The organism is Rhizobium sp. BK529 (assembly GCF_014194105.1).
Classification (GTDB): domain Bacteria; phylum Pseudomonadota; class Alphaproteobacteria; order Rhizobiales; family Rhizobiaceae; genus Rhizobium.
Genome location: NZ_JACIAU010000001.1, coordinates 708832 through 726678, shown reverse-complemented (window position 1 = coordinate 726678; position 17847 = coordinate 708832). Strand labels below are relative to the sequence as shown.

General features: G+C 59.8%; 15 protein-coding genes and 1 tRNA gene. 1 reads left to right on the top strand and 15 read right to left on the bottom strand.

Features of this window, described 5'->3' with window-relative positions:
• Positions 1 to 108: 108 nt before the first annotated feature.
• The 9 genes from FHX08_RS03550 to FHX08_RS03510 all read right to left on the bottom strand — a co-directional run bounded on the left by FHX08_RS03550 (position 109) and on the right by FHX08_RS03510 (position 13015).
• Positions 109 to 1440 carry a diguanylate cyclase gene (locus FHX08_RS03550; protein ID WP_132653919.1) on the bottom strand — a complete coding sequence of 444 codons (1332 nt, stop codon included), beginning with the start codon at positions 1438 to 1440 and terminating at the stop codon, positions 109 to 111.
• A gap of 204 nt (positions 1441 to 1644) precedes the next feature.
• On the bottom strand, positions 1645 to 2475 hold the full coding sequence (locus FHX08_RS03545) for a response regulator (protein ID WP_132653918.1): 831 nt from the start codon (positions 2473 to 2475) through the stop codon (positions 1645 to 1647).
• 146 nt (positions 2476 to 2621) lie between these two features.
• A complete protein-coding gene (locus FHX08_RS03540; RefSeq protein ID WP_132653917.1) occupies positions 2622 to 5135 on the bottom strand; it encodes an FAD-dependent oxidoreductase in 2514 nt (837 codons plus the stop codon).
• Positions 5136 to 5369: 234 nt separating this feature from the next.
• A complete protein-coding gene (locus FHX08_RS03535) occupies positions 5370 to 5645 on the bottom strand; it encodes a hypothetical protein (RefSeq protein ID WP_132653916.1) in 276 nt (91 codons plus the stop codon).
• Positions 5646 to 5748: 103 nt separating this feature from the next.
• Positions 5749 to 8337, bottom strand: a complete 2589-nt coding sequence (locus tag FHX08_RS03530; protein WP_132653915.1) for a mechanosensitive ion channel family protein — start codon at positions 8335 to 8337, stop codon at positions 5749 to 5751.
• Between the two features lie 90 nt (positions 8338 to 8427).
• On the bottom strand, positions 8428 to 8985 hold the full coding sequence (locus FHX08_RS03525; RefSeq protein WP_132653914.1) for a DUF924 family protein: 558 nt from the start codon (positions 8983 to 8985) through the stop codon (positions 8428 to 8430).
• 18 nt (positions 8986 to 9003) lie between these two features.
• Positions 9004 to 10059, bottom strand: a complete 1056-nt coding sequence (locus tag FHX08_RS03520) for a sensor histidine kinase (RefSeq protein ID WP_184326869.1) — start codon at positions 10057 to 10059, stop codon at positions 9004 to 9006.
• Between the two features lie 265 nt (positions 10060 to 10324).
• The gene (locus tag FHX08_RS03515) at positions 10325 to 11770 is read right to left on the bottom strand and encodes an MFS transporter (RefSeq protein ID WP_132653912.1); all 1446 of its coding nucleotides are present in this window, start codon (positions 11768 to 11770) and stop codon (positions 10325 to 10327) included.
• A gap of 165 nt (positions 11771 to 11935) precedes the next feature.
• Positions 11936 to 13015: a glycosyltransferase family 2 protein gene (locus FHX08_RS03510; protein WP_132653911.1), complete on the bottom strand. Its 1080-nt coding sequence runs from the start codon at positions 13013 to 13015 to the stop codon at positions 11936 to 11938.
• 184 nt (positions 13016 to 13199) lie between these two features.
• Here FHX08_RS03510 and FHX08_RS03505 point away from each other — a divergent pair, with 184 nt between their 5' ends.
• Positions 13200 to 13889: a methyltransferase family protein gene (locus tag FHX08_RS03505; RefSeq protein WP_132653910.1), complete on the top strand. Its 690-nt coding sequence runs from the start codon at positions 13200 to 13202 to the stop codon at positions 13887 to 13889.
• Positions 13890 to 13902: 13 nt separating this feature from the next.
• Here FHX08_RS03505 and FHX08_RS03500 read toward each other — a convergent pair whose 3' ends face one another.
• From FHX08_RS03500 to FHX08_RS03475, 6 genes are all read right to left on the bottom strand, one after another.
• Positions 13903 to 14517, bottom strand: a complete 615-nt coding sequence (locus FHX08_RS03500) for an O-methyltransferase (protein WP_207896876.1) — start codon at positions 14515 to 14517, stop codon at positions 13903 to 13905.
• Between the two features lie 111 nt (positions 14518 to 14628).
• Positions 14629 to 14772, bottom strand: coding sequence for a hypothetical protein (locus FHX08_RS03495; protein WP_165911891.1), 144 nt, complete (start codon positions 14770 to 14772; stop codon positions 14629 to 14631).
• Positions 14773 to 14790: 18 nt separating this feature from the next.
• Positions 14791 to 14866 (bottom strand) — tRNA-Lys (locus tag FHX08_RS03490).
• 126 nt (positions 14867 to 14992) lie between these two features.
• Positions 14993 to 15904, bottom strand: a complete 912-nt coding sequence (locus FHX08_RS03485) for a PhzF family phenazine biosynthesis protein (RefSeq protein WP_132653908.1) — start codon at positions 15902 to 15904, stop codon at positions 14993 to 14995.
• 63 nt (positions 15905 to 15967) lie between these two features.
• Positions 15968 to 16702, bottom strand: a complete 735-nt coding sequence (locus FHX08_RS03480; RefSeq protein WP_184326868.1) for an NUDIX hydrolase — start codon at positions 16700 to 16702, stop codon at positions 15968 to 15970.
• Complete coding sequence (locus FHX08_RS03475; RefSeq protein ID WP_132653906.1) at positions 16699 to 17808, bottom strand: endonuclease/exonuclease/phosphatase family protein; 1110 nt, start codon at positions 17806 to 17808, stop codon at positions 16699 to 16701. The genes FHX08_RS03480 and FHX08_RS03475 overlap by 4 nt, the downstream gene beginning before the upstream one ends.
• Positions 17809 to 17847 lie beyond the last annotated feature (39 nt).

Below are 17847 nucleotides of genomic sequence, written 5' to 3'. Positions count from 1 at the left end.
GCCGTCACTTCCGCCATGCTCGGGCTTATCCCGAGCATCTGCCGCCGGTCTTGTTTTGATATGTGTAGATCCTCGGGGAACAGGCCGGAGGATGACGACAGAGCGGTTCTACTGCGCCGCCTCCTCCGTCATCTTGGCATCCGAATAGACCAAATTTCGTCCTTTGTGCTTGGCCATATAGAGGAACTGGTCCGCCGCATTCAGATAGTTCTCGAACGTCTCATAACCGGCGATCTCGGCCACGCCGATCGACACTGTCACCGCCAGTTCCTCGTCGTCGGCCGTCACTCTCAGTCGCGATATATCCGAGCGGATCTCGTCGCAAAGCTTGGTGGCGGCCAGCGAATCCATTTGCGGAAAGAGAATGGCGAATTCCTCGCCGCCAAGGCGTGAGAGAAGATTGTCGCTGCCTTCGAAGATCGTGTGCAGCCTGTCTGCGACGGCCTTCAGCACCCTGTCGCCGATCTCATGGCCATATGTGTCGTTCAGCCGCTTGAAATGGTCAATATCGAGAATGGCGACAGCGCTCGGCATCTTCAGCCGCAGGCACTCGTTCACCAGCTTCGGGCCGTTATCGTAGAAATAGCGGCGATTATAAAGGCCGGTCAGGTAATCGCAGGCCGCTGCAGCGCGCAGTTGCTTCATCTGCGTCAGCGTCTCTACATTGTTGGCGATACGGCATTGCAGCTCTTCGGCGACGAAGGGCCGGTAAACGAAATCGCTGGCGCCGGCCTTCAGGAAACTTGCCGACAGCATGCGGTCATTCGAGGAGGAGACGCCAATGACGCGCATCTTGTCCGAGCCGAACCGGTGGCGGATGCGCCGCGTCAGCTCATAACCGCTCATGTCGGGCATGTGATGATCGGTGACGACGAGTTCGATATCGCCGAAGGCTTCCAGCGCCGCGAGCGCCTCCAGGCCGGAATTCGCTTCGACCACCAGATATTGCTGGGCCTTCAGGAGATCGACCAGCACCTGGCGGGCAGACGGCACGTCATCGACGACGAGCACCCGCGTCTTGCGGTTCATGATCGCCCGGCGCACGGTTGCGACCAGATTGTCGAGCGCGAATTCATTGTCCTTCAGCACATAGTCGATGACATTGCGCTCGAGGATGCGGGACCGCGTGTTGAGATCGAAGGTCGCGGTGAAGACGATAGTCGGAATATCGTGCTCGATCGTGCAGTCGAGCGCCTCGCCATAGGGTGAATCCGGCAGGTTCAGATCGACGACAGCGATGCCGTAGCCATGACCTTCCCGCGAGAGTTCCGCACGAAGCGCCTTCAGCGAAGAGCAGCAGACAACGCTGAGGTTGAGTTCCGTTTGGAACCGATGGCAGAGCACGGCCGAAAACATCCGGGAATCCTCAACCAGAAGTATGCGGACTCCTCCGAACCGAGGACCTGCGTTCTCCCGCTGAAAATCCGCCTGGAATGTCACAGCTGTCTATCCCCCCCACATGCCCGAGGGGGTCGACTCGCCCCCTGCTGCAGTGTGCCGGACGATAACCGAGGCCTTCCCTTCCGTGAAGGGGCGAATGGCGGAAACAACACCTGTGATTGCAAAAATATGATGTTCCGTCATATTTTTTCGGTGTACGCCGATCACGGAGGTGCTTCCCCCCACCCGATCTTCGCGGCCGGGTCAGGCAACTGCCCGTTCCCTGCGCATCGACTGGATCTGCAGGAGCGTATCCAGGTTCTGGTTGACGCGGCAATAGAACTCTTCGTCGATGAACGGCCGCAGCATGAAGTCGTTGCCGCCGGCCTTCAGGAATCGCGCCGAAAGCAAGCGGTTGGAAGAGGAGGAAACGCCGATAATGCGCAGCTCGTGTGAGCCGATCGAGGCACGGATACGGCGCGTCAGCTCGAAACCATCAATATCGGGCATGTTATAGTCGGTGACGACAAGGCCGATATCTCTGTTGGCCTTGAGGATCTCCAGTGCCTTTGCGCCACTCTCCGCGGTGCTGACGCGGAAATTATAGCGCTTCAGACGGCTCGACAGCAGCGCGCGGGCCGTGGCGCTATCATCGACGATCAGTACGTGATGGCGATGGTTGGTCAGGAAGCGGCAGATCGATTCAGCAAGGAGGTCGACGGCAAAGACATTGTCCTTGAGGATATAGTCGACGATATCCTTCGCGAGCAGCTTGTCGCGCATGCCTTCCTGGAACGTGCCGGTGAAGACGATCGTCGGGATCGACAGGTCGACCAGATATTCCAGCGCCTCGCCGTTTTCGGCGCCCGGCAGGTTGATGTTGGAAATCGCCAGCGTAATCGGATCGGAAGACTTGTCGTAGGATAGCTGCAGATCTTCGAAGGTACGGCAGATCTCGACGTCGATATCGAAGAGTTCCTTGAGCCGCTTTCCGATCATCGAGGTGAAGACGTTTGAATCTTCAGCGAGGATAATACGCGCGCCGGCAAACATTTCTCCGGAATATTGCATTCCCGAAATACCTAGAAACGCCATGACAAACCTTTAAATGGAAATTGTGCCCCCGAACGAAACGGTTACATGAATTCATTTGCATAATTATTAATCGGCAAGCCGTAGGCAGCTATCAAAAAGGCGGCCGGTGGTGCGGCCGCCTCTTTCTTGACAATATGCTTAAAAAATCAGGCACGAAGCGCGGCGTTTTCGGCATCGAACGGGCTCTCGCCGACGACGGTCGCGTTGTAGGTCGTGCCGAGGATCTTGATCTTCAGCTTGGTGCCTTCCTTGGCGTAATCGGGGCGTAGCATGGCAAGCGCCAGCGAGCGGTTGACGCGGAAGCCGAACGTGCCGTTGGTGGCGCGTCCGACAAGCTCGCCGGCCTCGTTGTAGATCGCCTCCGAACCACGCGCATCGACATCGTTGCCGGTTTCGACGACGAGTGTCGCGAAGTTCCACTTCAGACCCTTTTCCTTGTAGGAAAGCAGGCCTTCGCGACCGAGGAATTCCTTCTCCGGCTTGATGAAGCGGTCGAGCCCGGATTCATAGGCATTGTATTCGATCGACATTTCGCGCGGGATCAGGCGGTAGGATTTTTCCACCGACATGGAGAGCATGGCGCGGATGCCGAAAGGCTTGATGCCGAATTCGGCGCCAGCTTCCATCAGCTTATCGAAGATGTAGTTCTGCATCTCGATCGGGTGATGCAGCTCCCAGCCGAGCTCGCCGACGAAGTTGACGCGCAGCGCGTGGGCATTGGCCGCACCGACGGAGATCTCCTTGCCCGAAAGCCAGGGGAAATCCTTGTTCTCCAGGCTGGTGCGCGTCAGCTTCTTCAAGACGTCGCGCGATTTCGGTCCGGCGAGAACCAGCACGCCATAGGCCTGGGTAATCGGAGTGAACTTCACGCTGCCGTCTGAGGGCAGCAGCTTGCGCATATAGTCATGGTCATGCGCTTCATAGGCTCCGGCCGAGACGAGGTAGAAGGTGCCGGGCGCGCTTTCGTAAACGGTGAATTCCGAGCGCACGCCGCCTTCCTTGGTCAGCATATGGCAGAGCGCGATGCGGCCGCGCTTCTTCGGAATGGCATTGGCGAAGATCGAATCCAACCATTCGCGCGCGCCGGGACCGGTCACCAACGCCTTGGCGAAGGCCGACATGTCGAGCACGCCTACATTCTTATGAACGTTCATGACTTCATTGCCGACATGCTCGAAATAGTTCGAGCGGCGGAAGGACCACTTTTCCAGGATGCGTCCGTCTTCGGTCGGCTCCGAGTGATTGTGGTTGGTCAGGACGTCCGCTCCAACGCCGATCTGGTCCTTCGGCAAATCGTAGCCTTCGGGCGCAAACCAGTTGGCACGCTCCCAGCCATAGACTGAGCCAAAGACGGCGCCCAGCTTCTTCAGCCGGTCATAGACGGGCGTCGTCTTCAGCGGACGGGCAGCAGCGCGCTCCTCGTCCGGATAATGCATGGTGAAGACGTTGGCATAAGCTTCCTCGTTCTTGGCGATGAGGTAGCCCTCCTTCGCGTAAGGGCCGAAGCGACGCGGATCGACGCCCATCATGTCGACCGTCGGCTCGCCATCGACGATCCATTCGGCAAGCTGCCAGCCAGCACCACCGGCAGCCGTGATGCCGAAAGAATGGCCTTCGTTGAGCCAGAAGTTCTTCAAGCCCGGTGCGGGACCGACAATCGGATTGCCATCAGGCGTATAGGCGATAGCGCCGTTATAAACCTTTTTGATGCCAACTTCGCCAAAGGCCGGCACGCGGGCGATCGCGGTTTCGATATGCGGCATCAGGCGCTCCAGCTCTTCCTGGAAAAGCTCGTATTCGCTGTCGTCGGACGGACCGTTGACATAACAGACCGGTGCGCCATGCTCGTAAGGGCCAAGCAGCAGGCCGCCATTCTCCTCGCGCATGTACCAGGCGCTGTCGGATTCGCGTAAGACTCCCATTTCCGGCAGGCCCTTGGCCTTGCGGGCGAGAATGTCGGGATGCGGCTCGGTGACGATATACTGATGCTCGACCGGGATGACCGGAATGTTGATGCCGACCATCTCGCCGGTCTTGCGGGCAAAATTGCCGGTGCAGGAAATGACGTGTTCGGCAGTGATCTCGCCCTTGTCGGTCGTCACCTTCCAGAGCCCGTCCGCCTGCTGCTCGATCGCGGTCACGGTCGTATTACGATAGATGGTGGCACCACGGTCTCGCGCGCCCTTGGCAAGCGCCTGGGTGAGGTCCGCCGGCTGGATATAACCATCGTCCGGATGCTGAATGGCGCCAAGCAGGCCGTCCGTCTCACAGAGCGGCCAGATCTCCTTCACCTGTTCGGGGGTGAGGATATTGACCTTCACGCCGATCGTCTCGGCAATGCCGGCATAATACATGTACTCGTCCCAGCGATCCCTGGTGCGAGCCAGACGGATATTGGAAACCTGGCTGAAACCGACATTCATGCCGGTTTCCTCCTGCAGTTCCTGATAGAAGCGCACGGAATATTTATGGATCTGGCCGACCGAGTAGCTCATGTTGAAGAGCGGCAGCAGACCCGCCGCATGCCATGTGGAGCCAGAGGTCAGCTCCTTGCGCTCAATGAGCACGCTGTCACCCCATCCCTTCTTCGCAAGATGATAGAGCGTCGAAACGCCAACCACGCCGCCGCCGATGACCACTGCCCGCGCATGTGACTTCATGGAGAAAATACCCTCTTTTATCTGATGTCCGGCAGCCAACCGGACGAACTCCCGATATCCGGCGGTTTACGCCGGACGAACTCTTGTCATGAAATATGCAGCGAGGCCTGCGTCATGAGAGGCCTGTTTACGACATGGGAAAAGCTTGACGCGACGAGGCGCAAATAGACAAGCGTCAAAAGCCGTGAGGCGCGAAAATTCATGAAAATCGGCGATAGCGGGCCTGAAGCGCCGTCACTTGATGACGGCGGAACCCTTGACGATCTCGATCGTCTCGTCGCCGGAAAGCCCGATGCGGTCGCCATCGGGCGTCGTCATGAAGCAGCCGGAGGGGCAGACCGGTTCGGATGCACCGGCATCGACGACGACTTCCACGCGATTGCCACCTTCCGTAACGGTCAGTACGACGGGTGCCCCATCCTTATTCGTGACGGAGGCCGCCAGTGCTGAAGGTGCGGCGGAAAGGAGAAGAAGAAATGCGACTGCAGAACGTGCCACGGTATGCGACATGGGCTTTACGCCCTCCCCTCAAGCGCTCGTCGCCGCCACCCGGCAGCGATCGATTGCATGAAGTTATAGCGCGATAGCCGTGAATGAGTGCTGAATGATCCGTTCAGCCTTTGAGCTTGCCGTCTGCCGTCCTGCCGCGCAACTGGCGCACCGGCTGCTCGTCGTCAACCATTTCATTGTCCCTGGTTTCATCTTCAGCCGAGGCATCCTCGGGCTCTGTCGGCTTTTCGACGAGCACCTTCTCCATGTCGGCGTTCGCCTGTCGGTGGATGGTCAGATCGCTCTGCGGCAGCGGGATCTCGATGCCCTCAGCCCTGAAGCGCTTGAGGATCTCGATCCTCAGATCGTTGCGCACCGTGAGCCCATCGCCCATGTCGGCGAGGAAGAAGCGCAGCTCGAAATCGAGCGAGTAAGGCCCGAAGCGCAGAAATTCCACATGCGGTTCCGGATTGCGCAGGATAAGCGGTACGGCCGCCGCCAGTTCCAGCAGGATACTCATCACTTTGCGCGGGTCGGCCTCGTAGCTGACGGAAACCGGGATTTCTGAACGCCCCAGCTTATTGCGATGCGTCCAGTTGCCGACGAGCCCGTTGATGAGCTCCGAGTTCGGTACGATGATCGACTGCTTGCGAAAGGTCTCGATTTCGGTGGCGCGCACTGAGATGCGTTTGACGATGCCTTCGGCCGTTCCCGAAACGACATGGTCGCCCACCTTAAAGGGGCGTTCCACCAGCAGGATCAGGCCGGAAACGAAGTTGGACACGATATTCTGCAGGCCGAAACCGATACCGACCGACAGTGCCGAAGCGACGAGCGCGAGGTTGGAAAGGTCGATGCCTGCTGCCGAAATGCCGAAGATGGCGGCCACACCGACGCCGAGATAGCCGATCCCGGTCTTGACAGAGTTGCGTACGCCAAGATCGACATGGCTGCGCGCCATGACATTGCTGTCCAGCCACTTCTGCACCCAGCGCGTCGCCAGATAACCGCCGGCAAAGAGCAGAATGCCCGTGAAGATGCCGAGCAGCGAAATGCTGATGCCGCCGAGCCGCACCTCGGTGAACAGTCGGTAGGCGAGCAGCTGCAGGTCCTGCACATGGAAGCCCCAAAGCAGCAGGATGAGCGGGATGCCGGTCAAAAGCGCCACCGCATAGATCAGCAGCCCGACGACCAGGCCGACCTGGTCGATTGCAACATCGCCGAGGTTGAAGCGGCTGCGCAGGAAGCGCCCGAGGAAAGTTTCGCCAAAGTTGTCCTGACGCGAGACCGCCTTGCCGAGCAGCAGGCCGATATAGGTGGTGACGATGATAGCACTGGTGATGATGAGCTGCGTCGCAACGAAGCGCGCCAGGCCGACATAACCCGACAGCGCCGCAAGGATCAGCCCCGCGCCGAAGACACGCAGCAGGATCGCCATACCGCGCGGCCAGTGGCGGCCCGGTGCATCCGGATCGCCATTCCTGGCCAGCATCGGTTTGCCGAAGGATCCGGCAATCAGAATGACACCGATGATCAGCGCCGCAAGCAGGCTGCGCACCACCGTCAGAACCAGCGGTGACCCCATCGCCTCGCCGATGGCGCCAAAGAGATAGTCGAGCGCGTTGACGACGGCCATGGCAATCAGGCAGTAGCCGACCGACCGAGCGCCGAGATTGGAGAGGCGCACCAGACGCCAGGACGGATCATTCGGCGCAAAGACCGCATTGACGAAGCGGCCCACGAAGTAGACGAGGCCGATCGAACCGAAGAGCGCAGTAACGACAGGCGTGATGTCGCTCCTCAGCACATTGAAGCCGTCGAGAAAGATCAGCGACGTCACCAGCAGCACGTCGAGTGAGGCCGTTCGGATCAGCGTCGACCAGAAGGCAAAGGAAAGGCGGCTGATATAGGAGGGCTCCTCGACATGGACATCGCGCCGTAGATACTGGCCGAAAAGCCGGTAGCCGCCGGAGAGCAGGATCAGGGCCGTTGCGAGCGACAGGAAGATCGCTGCAAACAGCTGCAGGCTCTTGAACTTCCAGACGAAGGTGATCCAGCTTGAAAGCGTCTGCGAAAACTCGCTCGCCTCCTGGACAAAAGCGCCCGCCGCATCGTCGATGACAGAGATGGAAATTTCAGTGCGCCGGAACAGCGTATCGGCAAAGAGCTGGCGCCGCGTCGCCGTAATCACGTTGGAAAGCTTGGTGATCGCGATCGACAGGTTTTCCGCATCCCCCGTGACGGCATTGATCTGCGAGCGTTCCGCCGTCAGCGCATTGCGCTCGTCAGTGACGATCTGCGCTTCCGGGGGCTGGCCGTCCTTCGGCGGCTCGCCAAGTTCGGCAAGACGGTTCTTGATCTGGTCGAAACGCGGGCGAAGGCTGACGGATGTCGCGATAACGCCGCGGCCGAGCTCGTCCGCCTGGCCGGCAAGCTCCACGAGGGCGTCGTCATTGTCGGCGTTCTGCTTGACGCGGTCCTGCAGGGAGACAAGCTGGTTCTTTGCCTTGTCGATATCCTTCAGCGCCTGGTCGAGCGTGCTGTTGGCAAGCGGTGCCTCGGACGGAGCTGCCTGCGTCTGCACAGGCTGCGTCTGGGCCTGACCCGCCGGCTGCGGGGCCTGCGCGAAAGCGGCGTTTCCATCGAGATGCAGGCCGGCAATAGCCAGCGACAGCAGAAGAACGGTGCGAAGCAGCCAGTGTATCAAGCGCAAGAAGCCCCCGCGTGGATTCGTCTCATCATTTAGATGACCGCTTTTATAGGAAAGAAAGGCGACAGAAAGGCGGAATTTCCGGACGGCAGCTCAGAAACCTGAGCCGGGAAGCGCCAGATAGGCAAGTTCGGCCTCGCTGGACTCCCGCCCGACAATGGCGTTGCGATGCGGAAAACGCCCGTAAGTCGCGATCACCTGGCGGTGGCGAAGCGCGTAGTCACGGAACTCTTCGTCGCCGAGCGCCGTAAAGAGCGCCACCGAGCGGTCCTGCTCGACGAGGTCTTCCGCATGCTCGAACGGCATGTAGAAAAAGGTCTTCTGGATGCCGTCGACGGCGTGATCGGCGCCAACGGCAAGCGCCATTTTCGCCTCGCGCAACGCCAGCCCGTCGGTCGCAAAGGCAAGCGGCGTGGCCCGATAGATATTGCGCGGAAACTGGTCGAGCACGATGACGGCTGCAAGCCGGCTCTCGGGGCTGGAGCGCCATTCCTCGGTCACGCCGCGGGCAAGCGCGAGGTGGGTTGCACGAAATCGTGCCCGGATTTCCTCGTCCAACTCGGCAGTCGATTCGAACCATTCCTTCCGGCCGCAGCGGACGAACCAGAAATCATGGACCTCCCCGGGCGTGCAGACGACATCGCTATTCATGATGCTCCTTCCGACGCGTCAGCTCACGGAAAAAACCAGTATCGCCTTCGTGCCGCGATGCTCCGGATCATATGTAAGTTCAGATTTCAGACTGCCGGCCATAGCGTTCAATATCCTCGTGCCGAGACCGGTTCCCTTCGCCGAATCCGATGGGTCGAAGCCCTGGCCACTATCTTCCACAGTGACCCTGAGCACATCACCTTCCTGCTCGGCGATGACCTTGATCTCGCCCGGGTTGCCCTCCGGATAAGCATATTTGAAAGCGTTGGTGACGAGTTCGCTGACGATCAGGCCGAGCGTGATGACCTTATCTGTCGCAAGATTGGTCGGCTGGGCGGTCAATACCACGTGATGCGGCCGTTTTTCGTCTCGCATCGAGGCTTCCAGCTCGGTCAGCAGGCTACTCAGATACTCATCTATCTGCACCATGCCGACCTGCCGGTTGGTGTAGAGACGGCGGTGGACGCTGGCGATCGCATTGATGCGCATCTGCGTTTCCTGCAGCGCGTCGATCGCCACCTGATCCCTCGTCACGGAGGACTGCATGCGGATCAGTGCGCCGACGAGGCCGAGGCTGTTGGCGATGCGATGATTAACTTCGGCAAGCAGCATCTCTGCATGGTCGCGCTGCTGGCGGATCACCTCCTGCGCCTGTGCCGTGTCCCGCAGGAAACGAGCGCGCTCCAGCCCCTGTTCGAGGGCAGCGGCCAGAAGATCAAAATAATCGGGCGAAACGCCCTTGAGGACATAGTCGTCGGCGCCGGCTTTCAGCGCTGCGACCGCAACGCTCGTATCGTCCGAGCCGGTGGCATAGATGACGGGCGGATGATCCGGCATCGCCACGATGCGCGGCAGGATATCGAGCCCGGTTTCAGTCTTCAGGGAATGTTCGAGAATGACGGCTTCGATACCTCCTTCGGCGAGCAGCGCAAGGGCGGACGCCCCGTCGCTCGCCCATTCGAGCGTAAAGCCGCGCCTGCCGAGATTTTCCTGCATCAGCAGCGCCAGCGCTTCGTCATCGTCTATATAGAGGATACGGATGGGATCGCCCGTATTGCCGCTGGACCCGCTCATTCTGCCTCCGGGCTTGTTTCCGCAGCAATACCGGCTGCGAGGCCGCCGATTCCTTCTGCATGAAACTGTCGTACATGGACAGGCGCACGTAGACTACACCTATCATTTGGCATGAGAAGACGCCAAATGATAGGCAGATCGAAGGAGAGTAGCATCGAGAATATCGCCCCTTCCCGGCTGCAGCCGGAACCCCTCTAAAAATTGTGAACACGGATACTGAAATTCATGCGTTAACGCAGGGGAGTGCAAATGGTTCCGCGGTCAGTCAACTTTTTTGAAAGCGCCGGTGATGAGAAACTTCAGCACCCGCATCGGTAGCAAGCTGCAGGAAGCGCAGGCAGGATAAAAAGCCGATCATGCCGACCACGAAGAAGGCCCAGCGGAAATCACCGAGCATCGGGTCCGCAGCCCCGCGAAGCCCGGAGGAAATGTTGAGCACTGCCGCCGCAACCGCAACGCCGAGCAGCATGGAAATCTGTTGCAGCATGCTGGACAATGTCGAGGCCGAACTCCTCTGCGACGGGCCGATATCGGCAAAGGATAGCGTATTGAGCGCGGTGAATTCCATCGATCGCGAGAGGCCTGCAATGAGGAGCAGCGCCGAGATGACGACTTCAGGCGTTTGCGGCGTCAGAAAACCGCAGGCGACAATCGAGCCGGCGGCGATGAGCCCGTTGAAGAAGAGCACGTTGCGGAAGCCGAAGAAGCGCAAAAGCGGCGTCGTAACCACCTTCATGCCGAGATTGCCAAGAAAATAGACCAGCAGATAGGTGCCGGCGGCAATCGAGCTCAGGCCGAAGCCGAGCTGGAAGAGCAGCGGCAGGAGGAAGGGCGTCGCATTGATCGAGACGCGGCAGGCCGTACCCGCCGAAAGCGTCGTCATCGAGAATGTCTGCACCTTGAAGGCGGCGAGATCGAGCAGCGGATTGTCGACCCGCAGAAAGTGCCGCGTCGCCATGACGGAAAGCACCAGGCCTGCGGCAAGCATGACCAGGAGCGGCAGGAAGCCACCCTGCCATTTGACCGATAGTTCGAGCCCGGCAAGCAGAAAGGTCAGCCCTGCGGCGCTCAGGAAAAATCCCTTGATATCGAGCGGCCCGACGCGTTCCTCGCGCTGCTCCGGTACGAAGCGCAATACCAGCGCGATGCCGACAAGGCCGATCGGAATATTGATCAGGAAGTTCCAATGCCAGCTGGCATAGGTGGTGATGAAGCTGCCGAGCACCGGGCCGACGACCGGGGCAGTCAGCGCCGGCCAGGTGATCAGAGCAATCGCCTGTACCAGCTCGGACTTGCGGGCATTTTTCAACACGATGATGCGCCCGACCGGCGTCATCAGCGCACTGCCGACGCCCTGCACCGCTCGCGCGATAACGAATTCGGTGAGGCTTCCCGACAGGCCGCAAAACAGCGACGCTCCTGTGAAGATGGCGATCGACAGGAGGAAGACGCGCCGCGCCCCAAACCGGTCTCCGAGCCAGCCCGAAAGCGGAATGAAGGCCGACATGGTCAGCATGTAGACAGTGATGCCAATGCTCATGGCGACCGGCTGTACGCCGAAAGTCGTCGCCATCTGCGGCAACGAGGTTGTGACGATCGTCCCGTCGAGAATCTGCATGAAGAAGGAAACGGCAACGACCAGCGCTACGATCTTTGCCTGGCGGGCGCCTGCCGCCTCATCTGTCTTGTTACTCGTCTGAACTGCGGTCATCGATCTGCCAATGCGAATTTCGGGTGCGCGGGCAAAGGCGGGAGAGTTGAAGGGCAAACCGCGCGAAGGGATATGCAGCCTGCATACGCCGCTTATCCCGGATCGGAAAGGTCAAATGCCGCAGAAGTCGAATCTTTTGTCAACATGTTCGGCAGCAATCCGATATCAGCGGCCAACAGCGGCCTCGGTCGGCCTTGCAATCACGCCTGCTTGCGGAAGCTTGCCGAGCTCGGATCTGCGTCTGGCCGTATCGAGCTCGGAGAAATCGTCGGGCAATTCGGATGTAAATTCGCCCTGCACCACACAGTCGATCATGAACATCGGCCGGCGCTTGTGCTCCTGTACGAGGCGGCCGACATATTCGCCGAGCGTGCCGAGCGCGATGAGCTGGATCGCACTCAAGGCGGAAATCGCCGCCATGATGCTCGACCAGCCGGTGACGACATTACCCTCGAACCATTGCACGAGCGTATAGATCAGCAGCCCCACCGCAAAGACGGCGGCGACGAGCCCCATCCAGGCGCTGACCCGCAGCGGAATGATGGAGAAACTGGTAATCGCATCGATCGCAAAACGGATCATCTTCTTCAACGGATATTTCGTCGAGCCGGCATAACGGGCGTCTCGCGTATAACGCAGCGCCACCTGCCTGCCGCCGATCCAGCTCACCATGCCGCGGATGAAACGATGCCGCTCCGGCATGTTGAGCAGGATATGAACGATGCGCGCCTTCATCAGCCGGAAATCGCCGGTGTCCTGCGGGATCGAAATGGATGTCAGCCGCGTCAGCAGCCGATAGAAAACGGAGGCGGTGATGAGCTTGAATCGGGTCTCGCCTTTGCGCTCGTTCCGCTGCCCGTAAACGACATCGGCGCCCTGATCCATGATCGCCATCATCTGAGCCAGCAGCTCCGGCGGATCCTGCAGGTCGGCATCGATAAGTAGGACACGTTCGCCCCGCGCCACCGCAAGGCCCGAAGTCGCCGCGAGCTGGTGGCCGTGATTGCGCAGAAGCTTGACGCCGAGCACCTGTGGAATGTCTGCCGCAAGCGCCGATATGACGTCCCAGGTATCATCGCTGGAGCCGTCATCGACGAGGATGATCTCAAAGGATCGGCCGACAACTGCCTCCGCCGCTGCCCGCGCGCGCCGGCAGAACTCGTTCAGCCCCAGGGCCTCATTGTAGCAGGGCGCCACGATGGAAAGCTTCGTCGTCACATCGCCGTCATCAACGGATTTGCCCATTTCCACCGAATCTCCCAATCCCCGCAGGAAAGCATGCCCAATCGCCGGATGGCACACAAGCAGAGCCCTGGCCTCGAAGGCAGAACCCGCGCCGCCGGCAATGGTTTGATATCATGCGCCTGCTTTGCATATCCTAAAGGCAAAGCGGTAAATGGATTGCAGAGCGTGAGCGGAGGGAGGAGTCATGCAGACTGTAGCACCCGATCTCGGCCGCAGGGCCGCCGAAGCCAATGCCAAGTTTCTCGTGGCCCTCGCCGTCATGGTCTTCCTGGCGGCGGGTACGCTCGCGTACTGGCAAGGCTGGCTCTTCGTCGCCCATTTTGCCGCCTGGGCGGCTGGCACCTCGATCTATTTCTATTATCGCGACCCGGCACTTCTGGAAAAGCGCATGCGCGGCGGGCCGGCCGCCGAAACCGAACCGGTGCAGAAACGCATCCAGATTTTCACCAGCATCGTCATGGTCGCACTTATCATCGTCTCGGTACTGGATTACCGCTTCCACTGGTCGGCCGTTCCTTTATGGGCGGTCATTGCAGGCAATCTGCTGATCGCCGCAGGTTTCCTGTTCGTCGTTATCGTCCTGCGGGAAAATACCTTTGCCTCGGCCACAATCGAGGTCTCCGAAGGCCAAAAGGTCGTCTCCACCGGCCCTTACGCGTTTGTACGCCACCCCATGTATGCCGGCGTCCTGCCGCTCGCATCTGGCATCCCGCTGGCGTTAGCCTCCGTGTGGGGCCTTCTCTTCGTGCCACTGATTTTCGCCGGCCTGATCCTGCGACTCCTCGACGAGGAAGGCCAGTTACGCCGGAACCTACCCGGCTACGAGGATTATTGCCTTAAGGTGAGATACCGGCTGTTTCCCGGCATCTGGTGACAGACGATCGGGCTCACGGTTCGTAACGGCTGATCTCCAGCCCCGATCCGACCGGCAAAAGCACGCTGGTAATGCCGGGCTTGCCTCTGATGGCCCGGGCATAGATCCTCACATCTTCAGTGACAGGATAAATCATGTTGTCGGCAACGATGACAGCGCCCGTATTGAGCTTCGGATAGAAGGCTTCGAGGCAAGGCAGATAGAGATCCTTCCAGAGATCGACGAGCACGAAATCCACCTTGCCTCGCAATTCGCGGATCATGGCGACCGCATCTCCCACCCGGAAATCGATATGCTCGGCAAGCCCGGCCTTTTCGGCCATCGCCTGCGCGTAGGCGGATTTATAGCCATGCACTTCCATGGTGATCAGCCGCCCGCCGGTCGCCCGCGCGGCCTCGGCAAGCCAGATACCGGAATAGCCGAAGGACGTGCCTAGTTCGAGAATGGTCGGCGCCGTCAGACCGCGGACGAGAATGTTGAGAAATCGGCCGGTTTCAGGACCGACAGCTCGCATCCGCTGATCCTGCCCCCCATCGCGTCCTCCCGGCGCATCCTGGCGCGAACTGCGGCGCTCCTCATCGATTCGCCGGTGGTAGGAATGCAGAACATCGAGAACTTTCTCATCCAGCCGATGTTCGTCGACCAAGGTGGGATGGTCCTGCTTATCATTGCGCATCGACACTCCTCCAGGGTTTGGCCAGCGGCGGCAGATGCCGCGGCAATGACCTCGGCCCACGAGTTAAATACCGAGCGAGATTTCCGGCAAGCGCAGAATGATGAGGGCAAGGCCGCCGATGATTCCCGCTGGCGGAATCAGCGGAATCGAAAAAACAGAAAAAGCCGACAAGCCCCGGATATCAAAGGCTTTATCTGCGACGTTCATTCTCATTGAAGGAGAAATTGGTGGGTGATGTAGGGCTCGAACCTACGACCCGCTGATTAAGAGTCAGCTGCTCTACCAACTGAGCTAATCACCCGTCCGCGCTTGGCTGCGCGGTGTGACGGGGCATATAAATAGGATCGTCCGGCTTGTCTAGCGCCCTGTCGAAAATTCTTTGGTTAATTGCAAAGTTTTTTTGTCAGGTGCCGGAAATCCAATGAAATCAAAGGTCGAGCGTGCCGGTTGCTATCCGCACCGCCTGACCGCCGATCCGGGCGTTCGAGATGGCCCCGCCTTCGATATCCATATGCAGGTGGATGAAGGACGGCCGGCCCATTTCCACGCCCTGCTCGATGAGAACAGGGTGATGCCCGTCCGTCAGCCGGTCGAAATGGTTGATTGCGCCGGAGAGAGCGGCGGCTGCAGAGCCTGTCGCCGGGTCCTCGGAAATGCCCATGCCGCTTGCAAACATGCGGGCATGGAACTTCGCGACATGGTTGACGCCGCCGCGACAGTAGACATAGGCCGAGGCGAGCGCGCCATCGACGAAGGGAACGGTCTTTTCCCAGAGCTGCGGATCGAATTCCATACGCCTCGCCGCGCCGACATCGTGAACCGGTACCATGAGGAAGGGAACGCCGGCGCTCCAGATCGACGGCACGTGATTCTCGAAGCCGATTTCCGTCGCCTTCAGCGACAGCGCGTCGGCGATGCCGGCTTTGTCGAGCGACAGGTGGATCTGCTGGGATTTGCGCGGCAGGTCGAATTCGGCAAAGCTCGCCTCGCCTTCCCGAAGCCTGACGGCGCAGCGCACCGGCCCGACATTTTCCTCCAGCACCGAAACGAGGTCGAGTGTCCCCGCCGGGTGTGCCTTTTCCGCCAACGCAATCGCGGTACCGACGGTCGGATGGCCGGCAAAGGGCAATTCACGACCGGGCGTGAAGATGCGGATACGAGCCGTATAGGCCGGATTGTCGGCCGGCTGCACGAAAACCGTTTCGGACAGGTTCGTCTCGCGAGCGATCGCCTGCATGGCGGCGTCGCCAAGTCCTTCGCCGTCGAAGATCACTGCCAGCGGATTGCCGGCAAGCTTGGTGTCGGTGAACACGTCATAGACGCTGTAGCTCAACGCCACATTGGCCTCCCTGAATCGGTCATCGAAGAGCCAACCTGCCCGACAGGACGCCGGAGTGCAAGATTACCTGTTGAAATACCAGTCGATGATTGGAAGCATAGCGACGTTGTAAGGCTGCGCAGCCGGATCGGCAGAACGAATTGCGACAGCGCCCGATATTTCCTTGTCATCGGCAACCAGCATATGCCGGCTAATGAAATCGACCATGTCATCTGCCGTCATATCGAAACGGAACAGCTTGAAAATCGAAACCGACCGGCGGATGTGGCTGGCATGAAGCCCCTCGCCTGCAACGGCATCGGCGAGATCGAGTCCGGTCTCCTCCATCACCTCGCGGGCCATGTTACCGTGGATATCGCAACGTCCATCAACGACATCATCGGGCTCCAGCGAGCCGGCGGCGAAATAGACCTGGCCGGCATTGGCTGTATGCGCGCCCATGCGAATCGCAACCAGCGGGCCGTCGGATGATTCCAGCACCGGATAGGCAAAAAGATGGATGGCGCCCTTCCGCTCCGGCTGCCTGCGCCACCACATGAAGGTCGAGAAGGGAACGGTGTGGGCCTCGCTCACAATCCCTTCTTCGGAAAGCTTCAGCCGATGCTGTAGCACCATGCGGCCGTCGAAGAGCGCCGGGTTGGCGGCGATTTCCCTTTCCCAATTCTCGCGGATCGATGTCCGGTTGGCCGTCAGCAGCGGATGATCGCCGTCAAGCACGCGCAGATCCGTGCCGGCGATCGGAAAAACCGTCTGTTCCGGCGGAAAGGCTGAAAGGTCCTCTGAAAAATCTGAGGTCATAAGAGATCCAGTGTCATGACAACGGGGCAATGATCGGATGCCTTCGGCCTGTCCCAGCCGGTGCGTGGGTAGCGCTCCACCTCCTGCCCCGGCGGGAATATCGTGCGGTAGGGTTGTCCGAAGCGGATGATTTCGGGGATGCGCTTGGCATTGGCGGCGGCAAGAGCCGGCGATATCAAGAGATAATCGAGTTGGCAGAGCCACTGCTCCTCCGGGCCGCGCGCATGATAGAGCGTCCAGCGGTCGAGCGGGGGGCGCCGGCGCACGACGTTTTCGGCAAATCCGTCATGGCTGAAGACATCGAGGGCGCTCTCGTCCTCGTCCCGATGCTCGAACCGGTAGCCGGTGCCACGCCGGCCGATCACATCGACACGCTCCTGATAATCGTTCATATCGCCGCAGATGACGAAGTTTTTCTTCGCGGTATGGCCTGCGCCGAATCGATCTTCAATGATACGGCGAACGGCTCGCGCCTCCGCCCTGCGGATCGGCAAGGTCGATTGCCGTCCATCGAGCCCGTCATGCGCGCCACCCATCGATTTGAAATGCACGACATAGAGCGTCAACGGCACGCCGCCGATCCTCAAGTCCAGTTCCAGGCAGTCGCGCTTGAAGATCTTGTCGTCGAGCCGGTTGGTCTTGGCGATATCGTCGTCGAAAAGACCGAAATCGCGATAGGTCAACATCGCATGGCTCTTGATGTCCTTCAGATCGATCTTCTGTCCGTCGCGCGTCTCCTCGCGCATCAGAACGGCGACATCGATGCCGCGGCTGTCATTGCCTTCGACGAGGTATTTCTGCCGGTAGCCGTTGCCGACCATGCGGTAGAGATAGCCATATTCAAAGGCCTGAAGTGCCGCCATACTGTCGATTTCCTGCAGGCAGAGAATATCCGCGTCCGCATCGGCAATGGCGAGCGCCGTCATCTGCCTCGTATCGTCGGTCGATGCGATCACCCGCGCCTGCTCCAGCTGCTGGTAGACCCCCTCGTTATTGACTTCGAAGAGCTTGATGACACGGTCCTGCCGGAGCTGGTTGCGATAGCCTGTGAAATCGAAGCGGGTCAGCAGGTTCTCGACATTGAAGGTGGCAAGGCGAAGCGACATCAGGCATTCCCGGTTGGCATCAGCGCCATTACTAAAGCA

Coding starts and splice junctions, on each gene's coding strand:
- FHX08_RS03545 (WP_132653918.1), bottom strand. CDS start 2,475: ATGGCGTTTCTAGGTATTTCGGGAATGCAATATTCCGGAGAAATGTTT.
- FHX08_RS03540 (WP_132653917.1), bottom strand. CDS start 5,135: ATGAAGTCACATGCGCGGGCAGTGGTCATCGGCGGCGGCGTGGTTGGC.
- FHX08_RS03535 (WP_132653916.1), bottom strand. CDS start 5,645: ATGTCGCATACCGTGGCACGTTCTGCAGTCGCATTTCTTCTTCTCCTT.
- FHX08_RS03525 (WP_132653914.1), bottom strand. CDS start 8,985: ATGAATAGCGATGTCGTCTGCACGCCCGGGGAGGTCCATGATTTCTGG.
- FHX08_RS03520 (WP_184326869.1), bottom strand. CDS start 10,059: ATGAGCGGGTCCAGCGGCAATACGGGCGATCCCATCCGTATCCTCTAT.
- FHX08_RS03515 (WP_132653912.1), bottom strand. CDS start 11,770: ATGACCGCAGTTCAGACGAGTAACAAGACAGATGAGGCGGCAGGCGCC.
- FHX08_RS03510 (WP_132653911.1), bottom strand. CDS start 13,015: ATGGGCAAATCCGTTGATGACGGCGATGTGACGACGAAGCTTTCCATC.
- FHX08_RS03505 (WP_132653910.1), top strand. CDS start 13,200: ATGCAGACTGTAGCACCCGATCTCGGCCGCAGGGCCGCCGAAGCCAAT.
- FHX08_RS03495 (WP_165911891.1), bottom strand. CDS start 14,772: ATGAACGTCGCAGATAAAGCCTTTGATATCCGGGGCTTGTCGGCTTTT.
- FHX08_RS03480 (WP_184326868.1), bottom strand. CDS start 16,702: ATGACCTCAGATTTTTCAGAGGACCTTTCAGCCTTTCCGCCGGAACAG.
- FHX08_RS03475 (WP_132653906.1), bottom strand. CDS start 17,808: ATGTCGCTTCGCCTTGCCACCTTCAATGTCGAGAACCTGCTGACCCGC.